Origin of the sequence: Agrobacterium tumefaciens (genome assembly GCF_005221385.1) — a bacterium.
Taxonomy (GTDB): domain Bacteria; phylum Pseudomonadota; class Alphaproteobacteria; order Rhizobiales; family Rhizobiaceae; genus Agrobacterium; species Agrobacterium tomkonis.
On record NZ_CP039903.1, the window covers coordinates 1,174,472 to 1,190,194 of the forward strand.

General features: G+C 60.2%; 7 protein-coding genes. All 7 read right to left on the reverse strand.

Annotated features, from left to right (window positions below):
- Positions 1–95 precede the first annotated feature (95 nt).
- Positions 96–7,217, reverse strand: coding sequence for a type I polyketide synthase (locus CFBP6623_RS05860; protein WP_137002502.1), 7,122 nt, complete (start codon positions 7,215–7,217; stop codon positions 96–98).
- A gap of 409 nt (positions 7,218–7,626) precedes the next feature.
- Entirely contained in the window at positions 7,627–8,286 is a 660-nt protein-coding gene (locus CFBP6623_RS05865; protein WP_046800166.1) for a TetR/AcrR family transcriptional regulator, read from the reverse strand.
- A gap of 94 nt (positions 8,287–8,380) precedes the next feature.
- Positions 8,381–9,160: an amidohydrolase gene (locus CFBP6623_RS05870; protein ID WP_080842150.1), complete on the reverse strand. Its 780-nt coding sequence runs from the start codon at positions 9,158–9,160 to the stop codon at positions 8,381–8,383.
- Positions 9,161–9,184: 24 nt separating this feature from the next.
- Complete coding sequence (locus tag CFBP6623_RS05875) at positions 9,185–9,952, reverse strand: 4'-phosphopantetheinyl transferase family protein (protein WP_052760239.1); 768 nt, start codon at positions 9,950–9,952, stop codon at positions 9,185–9,187.
- Positions 9,949–13,068 carry an efflux RND transporter permease subunit gene (locus CFBP6623_RS05880; RefSeq protein ID WP_046800164.1) on the reverse strand — a complete coding sequence of 1,040 codons (3,120 nt, stop codon included), beginning with the start codon at positions 13,066–13,068 and terminating at the stop codon, positions 9,949–9,951. Before CFBP6623_RS05880 ends, CFBP6623_RS05875 begins: the two co-directional genes overlap by 4 nt.
- Positions 13,068–14,315, reverse strand: coding sequence for an efflux RND transporter periplasmic adaptor subunit (locus CFBP6623_RS05885; protein WP_162249002.1), 1,248 nt, complete (start codon positions 14,313–14,315; stop codon positions 13,068–13,070). Before CFBP6623_RS05885 ends, CFBP6623_RS05880 begins: the two co-directional genes overlap by 1 nt.
- A gap of 59 nt (positions 14,316–14,374) precedes the next feature.
- Complete coding sequence (locus tag CFBP6623_RS05890; protein ID WP_046800162.1) at positions 14,375–15,676, reverse strand: MFS transporter; 1,302 nt, start codon at positions 15,674–15,676, stop codon at positions 14,375–14,377.
- Positions 15,677–15,723: the final 47 nt, after the last annotated feature.

Below are 15,723 nucleotides of genomic sequence, written 5' to 3' on the forward strand. Positions count from 1 at the left end.
GAGGGAGAGCGTCTCCGGCCTGAACCGGAACACGGAAACGCTTCTCACTGCCTGTCGTTACGAGTTTATGGAAAGCCTTTGCTTTTTCGGGGCGGCTATTCTGCCGCCTCGACCTTGTCTTCGCGCCCGACCAGCCGCTCTCGCAATTGCCGGGAAACGGTGAACTGGACATCCGAGAGCCGGAAATAAAGCTGTCCCGTCTCGTCATGCACGGCGATATCCACCAGAAGGCTCGCCTGCGTCAGGGATTTTATCGTCATGGAGAGGAAGAACGGCTGCCCGAAACCGAGTGCTGCAAACTGGTCAACGCGGCCGATGGCGGAAGGAAGTCCGGCATAATCGCTGCCGAGGATCAGCCACAACCACGGCGCCTGCATGAAGACATCACCGAGATAGGCATTAAACGAGGTCGTGCGAAACTGCCCTTGCATAGCCTCTTCGACCGGCTTCAACTCGCAGGCGAGTGTGAGACCGTGATCGCCGCCGTTCAGCACCTCCCGCAGCCCCCGAAAGCTTGGGCCATGGAACAGAAGTGGACCTTCCTGCGGCGTGCCGTAAAGCGGGTAACCCAGCGGCTCGTCATCCTTGCCAAGATCGAAGGCCCCGAGACGTGGGCGAAGGCTCAGTTCGCGGCTTAATACCACGGTGCCCATATATCGGTTCTGACGTTCGGAGCCGGTCCGGCTATGAACCGAAATCGTCAGGGCATGCCTGTCACCGGCCACAGGGCACGACGCTTCCGCCGCAGGTTCGATCTGCGCTTCCAGCAGGCAGGTTTCCCCGGCCTCCAGCGTGACACCCTTCAGAACCTTGAAACCGAGCAGGGTCTCAAAACGATAGCCGGGCAACATATCTTCCGCCAACTTGACCAGCCAGCTTGCCGCTGCCGTGGCGGGAAGGACGTAACGTCCGTCGACCACATGGTCGGCGAGGAAGGGCGCAGTAGTGAGATCGACCCTGCGCTCCACGAGACGAGATGCCACCTTCGTCTTGACCGTTTTTGCGGCCCTGTAGCTGTCGCCGCCGACCAGAATTTGCGGACCATCGCCGGAACCGAACTCTTCGGCGAAGAACCGTGTCCCCGTTTTCACCGGAATGATCGCCAGCCCGCGCTCACCATAGGCCTTCTTGAGCACGTCATTGACCATGCCGCTGTCCCAAGGTCCCCAGCCGATGCTGCGCACGAAGGCATCCGGATAATGCGCCTTGAATATATGCGCGAATTTGTTCAGCGCCTCGTTCGCCATCGCATAGTCGGTCTGTCCGGCATTGCCGAAGAAGCCCGATACGGATGAGAAGAGGACCAGCTGCCTGATGGCATCCGGCTGCAGCGCCCGCATCAGATTTTGAAGGCCTCGCACCTTGGTATGGAAGACTGCGTGGAAATCCTCCCCAGTCTTTTTCTCGATACGCTTGTCCGCAAGCAGGCCCGCGCCGTGGATGATGCCGGTTATCTTGCCGAAGGTCTCTTCGACGGTGGTCACGGTGCGTTCGACATCCTTCGTATCGGCGATATCGCAGGCGAAATAGGCCGCCTTGCCGCCAAGCTGTTCGATCTTCGCCAGCGTCTGCCGAATTTGCACCGCATGGCGTACACCATTCAGCATTTTTTCGACCTTCACCGGCGTCGGCTGTTCGCCTTCGGCCTGCATCGCGGCAATCGCGGCTGCCTTCAGCGCCTCATCTCCTTCGATACCTTCTGCCCAGCTGGGCAATGGCGCGTTGATATCGGTGCGCCCCAGGAGGGCGAAACGAACGGGACGGCGCTCCGCCAGAGCGATCACGCAATCGGCGGTGATGCCACGCGCGCCGCCGCTGACGAGAAGAACGCTATCCGCATCGAGCGCGGTTTCCGGCTGGTCCATCGCCGGTTCGGCCTGGTTGGTAAGGGTCATGCGTGACCCGTCAGGACCACGCCCGACTTCCGCCAGTGCGGTTTGCGGGTCTTCCAGTTCTTCGATCAGGATGCCGGCAGCTTCCTCGTCGGGCAGTGCCGGATCGATGTCCACAAAGCGGCAGAAAACATCGTCCCACTCTACGGAAAGCGATTTCGACAATCCGCCGAAACTTGCGCCGATGGCGTTGAATAATCCCCTGCCAGACGTTCCGAGCGAACCGTCGCATCGGCTGGCGATGAAGAAGGAACTGCGTGCTGCCGTGCCCGTCAAACGCGGCTGAAGTACCCCAGCCAGGGTAAAGAGTGTTTCGGCCGCCTCATAGCCTGCTTCGGGGAACACATCGCCGATCGATTCCACAGCGGTTACCGGCTGCAGATGGATGAAGCCGCCAATCGGGCCTTCCGCCTGTTCGATTTCAGCGATCATGGCCTCGATAGCCACCCTGCCGCGATCCTGGAGGTTATAATCGCGCAAGCCCTCCATCGCCAGCCCGGACGATGATTGTTTTGCCGTTCTCTTGCCTTTTGCCGGTTTAGCCGGCGCGGACAGCTGAAGGCGCGCAACCTTCTCGCCCAGGGCAACGAGGCGGGAGGCCAATGCCTCACTCAGTCCCTTGCCATCATCAACAAGCAGCCAGATCCGTTCGGCACCAAGGGTCAGCGATGTCCGGTCGGGCCGGGCAAGGTCCTGACGAACCACCCGCTGACGATGGACGGAAGGGCCGGCATTGAGCGGCTGAGCAGGAAACGCGGATGCATCCTGCTCAGCCGAAGCTTTTTTTGACTGTGATATCTCCTCATCGCCGATGTCCGACAGTTTCGTTGATGTCACCACGCCGAGACGTTGCAGGGTCACAACGGAAGCACCCGCTGCAGCTGGTGCGCTGGCGGGTGCAGTCGGTACCGCAGTTTCGGAAACGGCCGCAACAACCGGAGAAGGACCTTTGATATCGGCCAGCAATTCACCGATAGTGCGCAGGAAGAACTGCGTCATCTTGCGAATATTGCTCATGGTTTCGATGTCGAAATTCTCGTCGTTGCGGTTCTTGTCCGCATCTTCAAGAAGCCGGGTGCCGTTCGACAGCCGGTCGAACATGGCCCCGAAAATCTCCAGCCGCTTGATCGAATCGATGCCGAGATCGGCCTCAAGGTCCATCTGGTCGCCGATCATATCGACCGGATAACCCGTGCGCTCGCTGACGATGTCAGTCAGTTCGCGGATCAGCCGCTCTTCGGTGATACCTTCAAGCACCGCAATTCTTGCCTGATCCTCGGCGCTGAGTGCCGGGGCCAAAACAACCGGCGCCACGGCAACAGCAACGGCTGAGTTTCCTTTGACGGCCACCAGCAATTCATCGACCGTGCGCAGGAAGAACTGCGTCATCTTGCGGATATTGCTCATGGTTTCGATGTCGAAATTCTCGTCGTTGCGGTTCTTGTCCGCATCTTCAAGAAGCCGGGTGCCGTTCGACAGCCGGTCGAACATGGCCCCGAAAATCTCCAGCCGCTTGATCGAGTCGATCCCGAGATCGGCCTCAAGGTCCATCTGGTCGCCGATCATATCGACCGGATAACCCGTGCGCTCGCTGACGATATCCGTCAACTCGCGGATCAGTCGCTCTTCGGTAATGCCTTCGAGAACAGCGATCCTCGCCTGATCCTCGTCGCTGAGAGCAGGAGCCGGTGCGGCGGGTGCCGGCGTCTGCGGCACGGTTATCTGCGGTGCGGCCATCACCGGCATCACCGGTTTCGGCGCGGCTATGGAGACGATCGGTGCTGAAGCTGCCCTATCGGCAGCCTTGGGTGTAGCCAATGGCGCCGGCGCGAAACTCTCCTGCCGCGTTACCGCAACCGGCTGCGCCGGTTTCGGCATGTCCAGCATATTGGGAATGTAGGCGGGGGAATGCGGCAGGTTACGAACCACCTCGCCGCTGATCAGGGACATCTGGTTGTCGAAATAGCGCTCATGATTGAGGTGGTAGAGTTCCTGATTGCGCTCCAGCAATTGCAGGCTACGCGCAAGGCTCGCGGTCATGTTTTCCATCTGCGGATGACCGTGGAATTTTTCCAGAAGGTTATGCTGCTTGCTGACCAGAGACCCCAGCATATTGATATATTCGCTCTGGTTGGTCTGGAACTGCTGGTGAAGCTGGCTGAGCAGATTCTGGCTTTCGATCTGCCTGTCCATCTGGTCCGGCTTCGACATATTTTCGGATTGGCTGGTCATCGCTATCTCGATCCTGTCAGTGTCATGGGAGGGCTGAATGGAGGAGGACAAAGGGGGAAAGGAAGGAAGAGGTTTCGCAATCGGCGCAAAAGCCTCGGCCACCTCAACAGGTCGAGGTGCGGCGCGAACGACCGGAGAAGCGGCCGATTCAGGCGAGCCTGCGACACGCTGGGCGATGAACTTCTCCACCACGGCCGTATCATGCCGTAGCGCGTGCTCGCGCCGCGCGCGGTTTTTCTCGGTCAGATAAAAGCCGCCCTGCAGCCTGAAGCTGGTGGCCGGCTTCACCGATCGATCCTCCAGCGGGCGCGGGCGGGCATAAGGGTCGGCTTCGGCAAGAGCCACACCTTCCACCACCAGTTTTGCCAGTGCCCGGCGGAATTGCAGTGCTTCCTCGCCATTGGCGCTCGGGTTGAGCGAAACCACCGCATGCGGTTTGCCCTTGAGTATGTCACCGGTCAGTTTACCGAGAATGCCTTTCGGGCCGATCTCGACGAACAGATAACCGCCATCGGCGTGCAGTCGCTCGATCATGTCCCGGAACCGCACGGGCTGCACCAGCTGCTCGACAAGCGCATCACCATAAAGCGCGGGGTCGCTACCATAAGGTTCCGCCGTCGCGCTTGAATAAAGCGCGCAACTTGGCTGCGAGAATTCAATTCCGGCAATTCCGTCCCGGAACGGATCCGCCGCATGTCTGACGTAAGATGTGTGAAAGGCCGTCGAAACCGGAAGCGTCTGGCAACGGCGGCCACGTTCGGTAAGCCAGGCCTGGGCGCGGGCAATCGCCTCCGTGGCACCGCCGAACACCAGCTGCTCCGGTGCGTTATCATTGGCGATCACGATATCCGGCACGGCCGCCAGCAATTCCGCCGCATCCTCACGGCGCATCTGTGCCGCGAGCATCGCGCCGGGATCGCTAAGCCCACTCGGAGTTTCGACAGCCCGGCCACGGGCAAGCGATGCCCGGTGAAAATCCGCATCCGAAAGCACGCCTGCCGCCCACAAAGCTGTAAGTTCGCCATAGCTATGCCCAGCAACAAAATCGGGGGTGAAGCCAAGCCGTTTCAGCAGCTGGAAATAACCGGCGCTCACCGCGCCGATAGCCGGCTGCGCATTGGCGGTACGGGTAAGTTCACGGGCCTGCCGCATGGTCTCTTCGTCGGAAAAGGCCGGTGGCGGATAAATCACACCCGAAAGGGCGGGCTGGCCCGCCTCTATAGCCACGGCATCCGCGGCCTCTACGGCATGGCGCAGCTCCGGGTAATCGACCGCGACCCCCGACCCCATATTGACATATTGCGCGCCCTGCCCCGGAAAAAGCGCGACGATACGGCCTGCCACAGGTGCGGCCTCAGGCTTGTAATACATTCCGGCCGGATGCTCGAAACCCTGATCGGGACTGGATTGCAACAGCGCCAGAGCTTCCGTCAGCAAGGCGCACGCCTGTTCGGGCGTCGCGGCCGCAAAACCGAGGCGAGCGGATGCTGCAGGTGGAGAAAGCCTGCCGCCATCGGCCAGATGTGCGTCGAAGAAAGCCGCCCTGCCCTCGCCGGAAAGCTGCGAAAGCGCATCACGGCAGGTCGCATCCAGCAGGGCCGGGTTTGCCGCATGAAACACGAAGACCTCAGCCGCGCGGTTCAGCCGGTATGTCTGTTCCCGTGTTTCCGGTTCGTATTCCTCGAGAATGACGTGAAAATTGGTGCCGCCGAAACCGAAGGCGCTTAGGGCGCCGCGCCGCAGCTCGCCGCCGGCCGGGCGCATCCATGGCCGTGCGAGGCTGTTGACGTAAAAGGGTTTTGCGAGAACATCAGTGGGGTCTTCCACATTGATGGTCGGCGGCAGGACCTTGTGATAGAGGCCAAGCGCCACTTTCATCATTGCCACCGCACCTGCCGCGCAGCGTGTATGCCCGATCTGCGACTTGATGCTGCCAATCGCAATGGCATGACCCGCATCGATGCCCTGTTCCTCAGACAGTCTGATAAGGCTTTTGATCTCAGTCTCATCACCGGATTCCGTGCCGGTACCATGCGCTTCGATCAGCTGAATATCGGCTAGCGTCAACCCGGCCTGGCTATAGGCGCGCTTCAAGGCCTTCACCTGCCCTTCGGAACGCGGCGCAAAGATGCTCTTGGCGCGACCATCGCTGGACGCGCCAAGCGCGCGGATCACCGCATAAATGCGGTCGCCATCACGCTCGGCATCCGCAAGCCGCTTCAGCACCAGATAACCGACGCCATCACCCAGCATCATGCCGTCCGACTGCTTGTCGAATGGCCGCGAACGGTTGCTTTTCGACAAAGCGGGCGTCTTGCTGAAGCACAGGAACGAGAAAATCGAGTTTTCGAGATTAACGCCGCCGGTCAGAACAGCGTCGCAGCTGCCATCCGTCAGTTCGCCAATAGCGGCCTTGATGGCGGCGAGACTGCTCGCGCAGGCGGCATCCACCATATAGGACGTGCCACCGAGATCGAAATAACTGGCGATACGGCCGCAGGCCACGTTACCGAGAAAGCCTGGAAAACTATCCTCGTTCCATTCCAGCGACAGCCCCTGCAGGCGTTCAATCGTTTCTTCCGCCACCTCGGCCGACAGGCCGCTGTTCAGGAGAATCTGACGCAGAAACGGAACCTGCTGACGCACGGCAAGCGAAAACGCCGTATTGCCGTTGCCGGAACCGCCCAGAATGACGCCGATGCGGTCGCGGTCGGTCTTTTCAGCGCCTGCTCCGAGCAGACCGGCATCCGCCATCGCCCGTTTTGCAACATGCAGTGCGAAAAGCTGCGCCGTACTGATTGATTGAAGCATCAGCGGCGGCAGCTTGAAACCGGCGGGATCGAAATCGATCGGCGGCACAAAGCCGGCTTTGCGGCCATAGACCTTGTCAGCGGCGCGCGGATCAGGATCGTAGAAGTCCTCCGGCCGCCAATATTCCACAGGATCAACCGTGCCTATGTCGCGGATCGCATCATGACCGTTCACGATATTGGACCAGAAATCATAGAGATCGGCCGCATCAGGAAAATGGCTGGCCATGCCGACAATGGCGATATCGAGAGGAGGCGGTGCGGAATTACGGTTTTGCAGCATCACAGGAATAGTCCTTCCCTGGGGACGAGAAGCAACGCTCCCGTCAGAGACAAGAAAAATTACGATGTAATTCAGAAATGGAGGCCGTATCGCATGCAAAAAATATTATTAATACTCCGGATTTGGAATATTAATATGAGAGTTTTCTCAGTTCATTTCGCCTTTATGCGTCTGAGGCTGTATAAAACATACATTCATTCATTTGAAAAGCATCAATATACTTTGCGTTGAAATTTTCATAAATCCGACATCTTCAGTTGAATTAATGAAAACTGGCTGTCAAAAGCCCCGCTCTACATCTCGGATTTTCTCGTAAATATCCGCGAACCCGGAGCCGCCTGTCAGCGACTACAGAAGCAATGGAATGGAAAACCGCAGACCGATTTTCCTCTGGGTATTCCCTGCAGGCCTATCGACCAGCCGTTGCCGGCGTCGGATTTTGCCCGGTCCCAGCCAGCTCGCCGACAGATTGTCTCGCAGCCAGAAAGCGGCCGATAATCAGATGCATCATGTCGGCCTCTTCAAGTGGCCGGAAATCGGGATCGACCGCCAGACGTGAGAAAACTCCGTCTATCAGCGCCGCGATCCAGGTCGCAGCACGCTCGGCGTCGAGATTGGCGTCGATCTGGCGGCGTTCCATTCCCTTGCGCAAAAGATCAGTGATCCCCGCCCGGATTTCCTGATCGGCGGTCCTGACAAGCGCATGAATAGCCGGGTTGCGGATCGCCTCTGACGCGATCTCCAGCACCAGCCGTGCATAGGTAGGATCGGTGGCAAGTTCCAGCGATGCATCGACAAAGCCCAGAACAGCACCGAACTGATCGTCCGCCGCGCCGAGTTCGGCGAAATAAACGGCGGTTTCCCGCCGCTCCTCGGCAACGATCGTTTCAATGATCGCTTCCTTGCTGGAGAAATAATGGAAGAGATTGCCGGAGCTCATGCCGACCGCCGCGCAGATCTGCGCAGTGGTGGTCTGGTGAAACCCGTTTTGCGCAAAGCAGCTGATGGCAGCTTCAAGTATCTGCTGCCGCTTGGCTTCATGCTTTGCCGGATCGAGCTTGCGGGCCATGATTGCTCCCATAAATTAACTGAGCGCTTAGTCCATTAATTATATCGAGGCGGACTGTCAACCCGCCCCGCCCCGACCTCGCGCCGATCACGCCTCAAACGGTCAATTCGAACTGCTCGCATTCACGCAGGAACGGCAATTTCGCCCTTGTATCGTCGAGCATCTGGCGCGAAAGCTGCTGCTGGTGCACGGCAGCATTCACATTGGCGTGAAAACATATCTCTCCCAGCGGATCGATGACCATGCTGTCACCGTCATAAGCAAGCTCGTTGCCATCAATGCCCACGCGGTTCACACCGATGACATAGGCCTGATTTTCAATGGCGCGGGCCGGCATCAGGCTTTTCCAATGTGAAGCCCGGCGGGCGGGCCAGCTCGCAATATAGAGCGCCACGTCATATTGACCGCGATTGCGCGACCAGACCGGAAATCTGAGATCGAAGCAGACAAAGGGCGCGATGTTCCAGCCCTTCAAATGCACCACCTGCTGCACCTGCCCTGGCGTATAATGCTCGTGCTCTCCGGCATAGGTGAAGAGATGCCGTTTGTCGTAATGGATGAGCGCACCGTCCGGACGGGCCCAGAGCAGGCGATTGAAATAACGGCCGTCTTCGGCGATCGCCACGCTGCCGACGATATCCGCGTCGTGCCGACGGGCAGTCTCCCGCAACCATTCCACCGCTGGCCCGTCCATGGGTTCCGCCACCGTCTGCGGGTTCATGCTAAAACCGGTTGTGAACATTTCCGGCAAAACGATCAGATCCGTCTCACCTATATCATCCAGATGGCGGTCGAACTGCTGCAGGTTCTGCTTGGCGTTTTCCCAGGCCAGATCCGCCTGCACCAGCGTTATGCGAAGATCACTGTCACTCATGAATGTCTCCTTGAAAACACGATTTTAACGACAAACAAGCCAGGTGCGGACGAAACTCCCGGTCACCGAAAAACGGATAAGGAAACGTCTGCCGGCCGGAAGCGAGCGATGCAGTGGACGTGTCAGTTCCAGCCGCAATTCGTTTCGATCCGGCCTCTCGAAAAGACGCGCCGCACGAAAATCGAAGTGACGTCCAACCACCGGATAAAGCGCTTTGAACAGCGTCTCCTTGGCGGAAAACACCAGAAAAGGCAGCACGCGACCGTCGCATTGTTCCCGGTCGGCAATCAGCTCTCGCTCCAGCGTGTCGAGGGCACGCTTCAGGATGATCTCGATAACCGCGCCAGGTTCTATTTTCTCGATGTCGACGCCGACCATCGCCTCACTGTCCAGCGTCGCCATGCTGACGCATATGCCGTGGGAATGGCTGATGGAACCGGAGATGCCCGGCGGCCACACAGGCTCGCGCTTGTTGCCAATGCCGATCGGAACGGAAGGCCTGCCGAGAAGCTTCAGCGCCGCCTGCCCCAGAAAACGCCCAGCGAGAAACTCCGCCTGCCGTTTGGGAACAGCGTCGGCAAGCAGCGCAGGCATTACTACCTCCAGCCTGTCGAACAACCCCGGCCGATAGCAGGGCAGATGATATTGCGCTTCGAGCGCAACGACGTTTTTCGAGCCGGTATCGAGAAAAACCGGGCCTGACAGAAAACCCTCCGAACGGGAAATGGCAGCGGCAATATCGTCTCGCATGACGGGTGCGCTTGTACCTGAAATCTGGTGGCCGGGCATCATCCGTGCCCCCGCAACGTTTCGCTCCCGCCAGTCATCAGCTGCTCAGCCCCTGCCCGGTCAGCGGCCGTGACGGAGGTGAGGCGCTGCAGCCTGCGGCCAAGCCAGCCGCGCAGATCATCCATATAGGTGAAGACAACTGGCACGAAGACCAGGCTCAGCAAGGTGGAGGTGATGAGGCCACCAATGACCGCAATCGCCATGGGCGCGCGAAAACCCGCATCCGCCCCCACCCCCAGCGCCGCCGGCATCATGCCGGCGACCATGGCAAGCGTGGTCATGATGATCGGCCGGGCACGTTCAACGCCGGATTCGACCAGCGCCCGATGGCGGTCGAGACCGCTATTTCGCTTCTCGATGGCAAATTCCACCAGCAGGATGGAATTCTTGGTGACGATGCCCATCAGCATCAACAGGCCAATGATGGCTGGCAGGTCAAGCGCGCCGCCATAAAGCATGAGGCCTACGATCGCTCCTCCCACGGAAAGCGGTAAAGCCACGAGAATGGTGATCGGCTGGAGAAAGTCCTTGAAAAGAACGACCAGCACAGCCAGCACCATCAGCAGGCCGAACAGCATGGCCGCGCTAAAACTCTGGAACATCTCGCCGATATATTCCGCATCGCCATATTGCACCTCCCGCACTCCGGCTGGAAGCGCCGCCATGGCGGGCAAGGCATGAATGCGCTCCAGCGCCACGCCAAGCGGAATGCCGGCAAGATCGGCGCTGATAGTCACGCGGCGCTGGCGATCAAAGCGGTTGAGCTGTCCGGGCCCTTCCGAAACCGAAAGATCGGCGATGGACATCAGCGGCACGCTGCCATTTGCCACCGACACCCTGAGCATACCGAGCGTATCGAGATTGCTCTGCGCACCCCTGTCGATCATCACGCGGATCGGCACCTGCCGGTCGCCGATGTTGAACTTGGCGGAATTGGCATCCGTATCGCCCGTGGTGGCAATGCGCATGACGGCGGCGATGGACTGCGTGGAAATGCCAAGCCGGGCCGCCTCATCGAAACGTGGCCGGATTTGCAGCTCGGCGCGAGGCAGGGGTTCGATGGTCTGCACATTGGCGATGCCGGTAAGGTCGCGCATTCCCGTTTCGACGGCAAGCGCCGCAGCCGCGAGCTTCTCCGGCGCATCACCGACGAGAATGATGGAAATGTCGCGCGCCGCATTTTCGTTCTGGAACGCAAAGCGAATATTCGGCGTGCGGGCAATGAGGCTTGCGGCTGCCAGTTCGAACTGGCGTTGTGAAAGCGTCCGCTCGGAAGAAGGCGCCAGATTGACCAGCAACGAGGCACGGGCCACATCCGGCCCGTCATCAGTACGCCCGACGGAGGCGAAGATGCTTTTGACCTCCGGCATCTGCCGGAGCGCCGTCATTACCGACTGCACGGCATCGTCGGTATCGCGCAACGTCGATTCCGGCGGCAGTTCGATCTGGACTCGCGACAGGCCGCGGTCGTCGCTCGGCAGGAATCCCGATGGCAGGAGTGGAACGAGAAGGAACGAACCCACCAGCACCAGAACGCCAATTCCGCAGGTTTTCAGCCGGTGGCGCAGCGCCAGCTCGAGAAGCGCGACATAAGCCCGGCCCAGGCGTGATTTCGGTGCTCCATGCTCCGCCGCTTTCATCGCCTTCGGCGCCAGAAGATAGGCGGCCATCAGCGGGGTGACGAGACGCGCAACGAGCATGCTGGCAAGGACGGCGACCGAAACGGTAAGCCCGAACTGCTTGAAATATTGCCCGATCACCCCGCCAATGAAGCTGACCGGCAGAAACACCGCAACAATCGTGGCGGTAATTGCCAGAACCGCAAAACCGATCTGATCCGCCGCATCGATCGACGCCTGAAATGACCGCTTGCCCATATGCAGGTGGCGGTCGATATTTTCCACCTCAACGATGGCGTCATCAACGAGAATGCCGATCACCAGCGTCAGCGCCAGAAGGGTGATGCTGTTGAGGGTGAAATCAAGCCACAGCATCGCCGCAAACGTAGGCAGGATCGATAACGGCATGGCAACGGCGGCGATCAGCGTCGCACGCCAGTCGCGCAGGAAGAAAAACACCACCACGACCGTCAGCACCGCGCCCTCGATCAGTGTTTCCATGGCGACCTCATAGCTCGCCCGTGTATAATCGACCGTGGAAAGCACCCGATCGATCTCCACGACCGGATAGGTGTCGGTCAGCCGGTCTATAGTGGCGTCCACACCATTCTCGACGGCGGTGTCGCTCGAACCCTTGGACCGGAACACCGAAAAGCCAACCACCGGTTCACCATCAAGACGCGACAACTCGCGCGGTTCGGCCGATCCGTCCGTGACCTTGCCAAGCGTGGCGAGCGTCGTCCATTGGCCGTTGCGAAGACTGATCGGACGTTCCGCAAGCTCGCCGGCGGTAATCGCTCCGCCGACCGCGCGGATCGACTGTTCCTTTTCATTGAGCCGGCTTCTGCCGCCGGGCACGTTGGTGTTGAATGCCTGAACCTGATTGTTGATATCCTCGGCGGTGATGCCGAAGGCAATGAGCTGATTGGGGTCGAGTTGGACCGTGATTTCGCGGCTGACTCCGCCAAGCCTTTGCACGCGCTGCACGCCCTTGGTCGTCAAGAGTTCCCGCGCAATCGTCTCGTCGACGAACCAAGAAAGGTCGACAGGCGACATCTGCGGCGCGCGAACGGCGAAATAGAGGATCGCCCCACCCTCGACATCGAGGCTGGCAATGATCGGCTCCTCGATGTCCCGCGGCATTTCGGTGCGGATTTGCAAGACTGCCTGACGCACATCATTGGTGGCGCGGGCGGTGTCGATGCCGAGCTGGAACTCCACCGTCGTGGTCGACAGGCCGTCACCGATGGTCGACTGGATGTGCCGGATGCCGGCAAGGCCTGAAATCGCGCCTTCTACCCGCCGGGTCACCTGTGTTTCCAGTTCGGCTGGCGCAGCACCGGCCTGGGCGATGGACACAGTGACAACAGGAAAATCGACGCGGGGATTGGCGTTGACCGGCAACTTCAAAAAGGACTGGATGCCGACGAGCGTCAACAGCAGGAAGAGCACGAGAGTGGGGATCGGACGGCGGATGGCCCAGGACGAAATGTTGGTCATCAACGATCCTCCCCTTTCTGCGCCAACTCATCCACGCCGACGATCTGGTCGCCGTCACGCAGAAAAGCACTGGCGCTTTCAACGACGCGTTCGGCCGGTTCCAGCCCTTCAAGGATTTCGATGATGCCGTTCTGTGCCAGCCCCAGGCGAACGGTGCGTCGCGCCACCCTGTCATTGTGATCGACCACGACGAGTTGGGCGGTGCCTTCACGGCGCAGCCGCAGGGCCGCCTCCGGCACGGCGACACGGAACCGGCGCTCACCAAGATCGACCTTGCCACGCGCAAATGCGCCAGCGCGCAGATCTGCGGACGGAGGAACGGCGATCCGCACGATACCGAGGCGGCTCTGGGTGTTGACCGCCGGTTCGACGACACGGATGGTGCCCTGAATGGGCCGGCTCACGCCATTGACGGTGATCGTCACGGACTGGCCTGCCTGCAGCGACGGCAGCACCCGTTCCGGCGCTTCGGCCAGAAACTCCAGTTCTCCATCCTGCAACAGACGAAACAACGGTTCGGTGCTATCGGGCATCGCGCCGATGCGGGCGTGGCGCTGGGTAATGACGCCGGGTTTGGGGGACAGGATTTCGGTGCGTTCCAGTTCAAGACGGTTCTGGGTAAGCTGCGCCTGCGTGCCCGCAAGTTCCGCCCGCGCGCCCTCGATTTTCGCCGCCGCCATCGCCGCCGCCGCGCGCCGCTGGCCAAGCTGCTCCTTGCTGACGCTGGAACCGGAAAGCCCCTCGGCGCGACGCAGATTTTCGCTTGCCTCGATCTCGGCGGCCTCCGCTTCCGCAAGCGCAGCACGCGATCGGGCGACATTGGCCTCTGTTTGCTGGACCTGTGCGGCGAGCGTCTTGCTCTCCAGCCGCGCCAGCAGCTGCCCGGCGGCGACGGTATCGCCGACATCAACAGAAACCTCGACTATGCGTTGACCGGTCACGGCCGTACCGATCGAAATATCATTACGTGCAGCGAGAAGACCGGCAACATCCTGGCTGGCGTTGAAATCATAGGAGGCTGCCGCAACGACGGACACATGCGGCAACACTTTGGCGGCCTGCGCATTCTGCGCCGCTGCCGGTGTTTCTTCGCCAGACAGCATCAGCCACAGAGCGACACCGACAAAAGCGACAGCAACAGCCACCCACCAGAACAGTCTGGTGGCGGAACCCCGTCTGCGTTTTTCGGCAGATGTGGGCTCGGTATATCCCGTGGAATTTTCAGCGATGGAGCTCGGTTCAGTCATGATGGAAGGGGTCCGGATGGGAAGTTGAATGAGATGGGAGGATTGCGACGGCTCTCCGGTCATGGCGGCGATTTGCCGAGCATCCGTGCCGCCTGGCTGAGGAGCACCCAGAGCACCAGCCAGCAGAGGGTCGCAGTCAGCCCCCACAGGAACAATGCGGGACCGACAGCCTCCATGCCGAAACCGGCAATCAGCACGGCAAGCGGTGTCGCCATCATGGCAATTGCCGCGGTCGTCCCAAGCACGCTCCCTCGGATCGAGGCCGGTGCGCGTTTCAGGAACATCGTATTGGCGAGGGGACCAAGCGCCCCGGTCGACAGGCCGATCAAGGCAGCCGCAAAAAATAAATATGGGCCGGTCTCAATGAGGGCTATCAGGCCGATCGCAAGCGTAGCGCCGGATATGCCCGCCAGAAGCACAATGCGTCCGTTCCAGGCATGGCCCCATATGGCAAAGGTGACAGCCGAAAAGGCCGCCCCTGCCCCGGAAACCGCGAGGAACAGCCCAAGGTCGAGAACATCCGCCCCGCTTGCCTTGAACAGGACCGGCAGAACAACGGCGTTGAGCGCCCCGAAAACCGCCAGCATCACCATGGCGACGACAAGCATGAGACGCAGCAGCGGTTCGGTGAGCAGGAAGCGCAGGCCCGCTAGTGCCACACCGCCCTTTTCCCGATCCGTGATCCTGCGACGATGGCGCGGCAGGCAGATCGCGCCGATGATGGCGGCAAGCAGCGAGCAGCCGGCCGTGATCAGCAAGGCATATTCAATGCCGAAAGCCGCGATTGCGATGCCGGCGACCGGTGGACCGAAGATCAGCGCAGTGTTTTCCAGCAATTCATCAATGGACGTCACCCGCTCGATCGGCATGCGCGCAACACGGGCGAGTTCCGGCACCCTTGCATCGTGGGCGATCATGCCCGGTCCATCGAGAAGAGCACCGATCACGATCAGGCCGATCAGCAGGACGATATCCAGTTGTCCGGCCATCATGAGCAACGGAATGGCTGCAACGCTGAATGCGCTGGCAAGATCGGCGGTAACGGCAACGACACGCGAACCGAAACGGTCGACAATCGGCCCGCCGAAAAAAGCGCCGATCACCAGCGGCATCATGCCAGCCGCCGCTGCAAACCCTGTCCATGCGGCATTGCCTGTCAGGGAAAGCACGATCCACGGCAACACGACGCCGGCCACGGCATTGCCGAAAAGCGACAGGCCGCCGGCAAGGATGATGCCATAGAGCGGAATGCGGCTATGCGGCAGACCAAGTCCGCGACGACCGACTTCGGAAACGGCGTCGAGATCGCCATATGCCGCCGCAAGGCGCATCGTCTCGGCAGGGCTGCTGTCTGAAGGCATCACGATCTCCAAATTTCACAGTCCCGGCGCTTCCGGTAATGATGAAG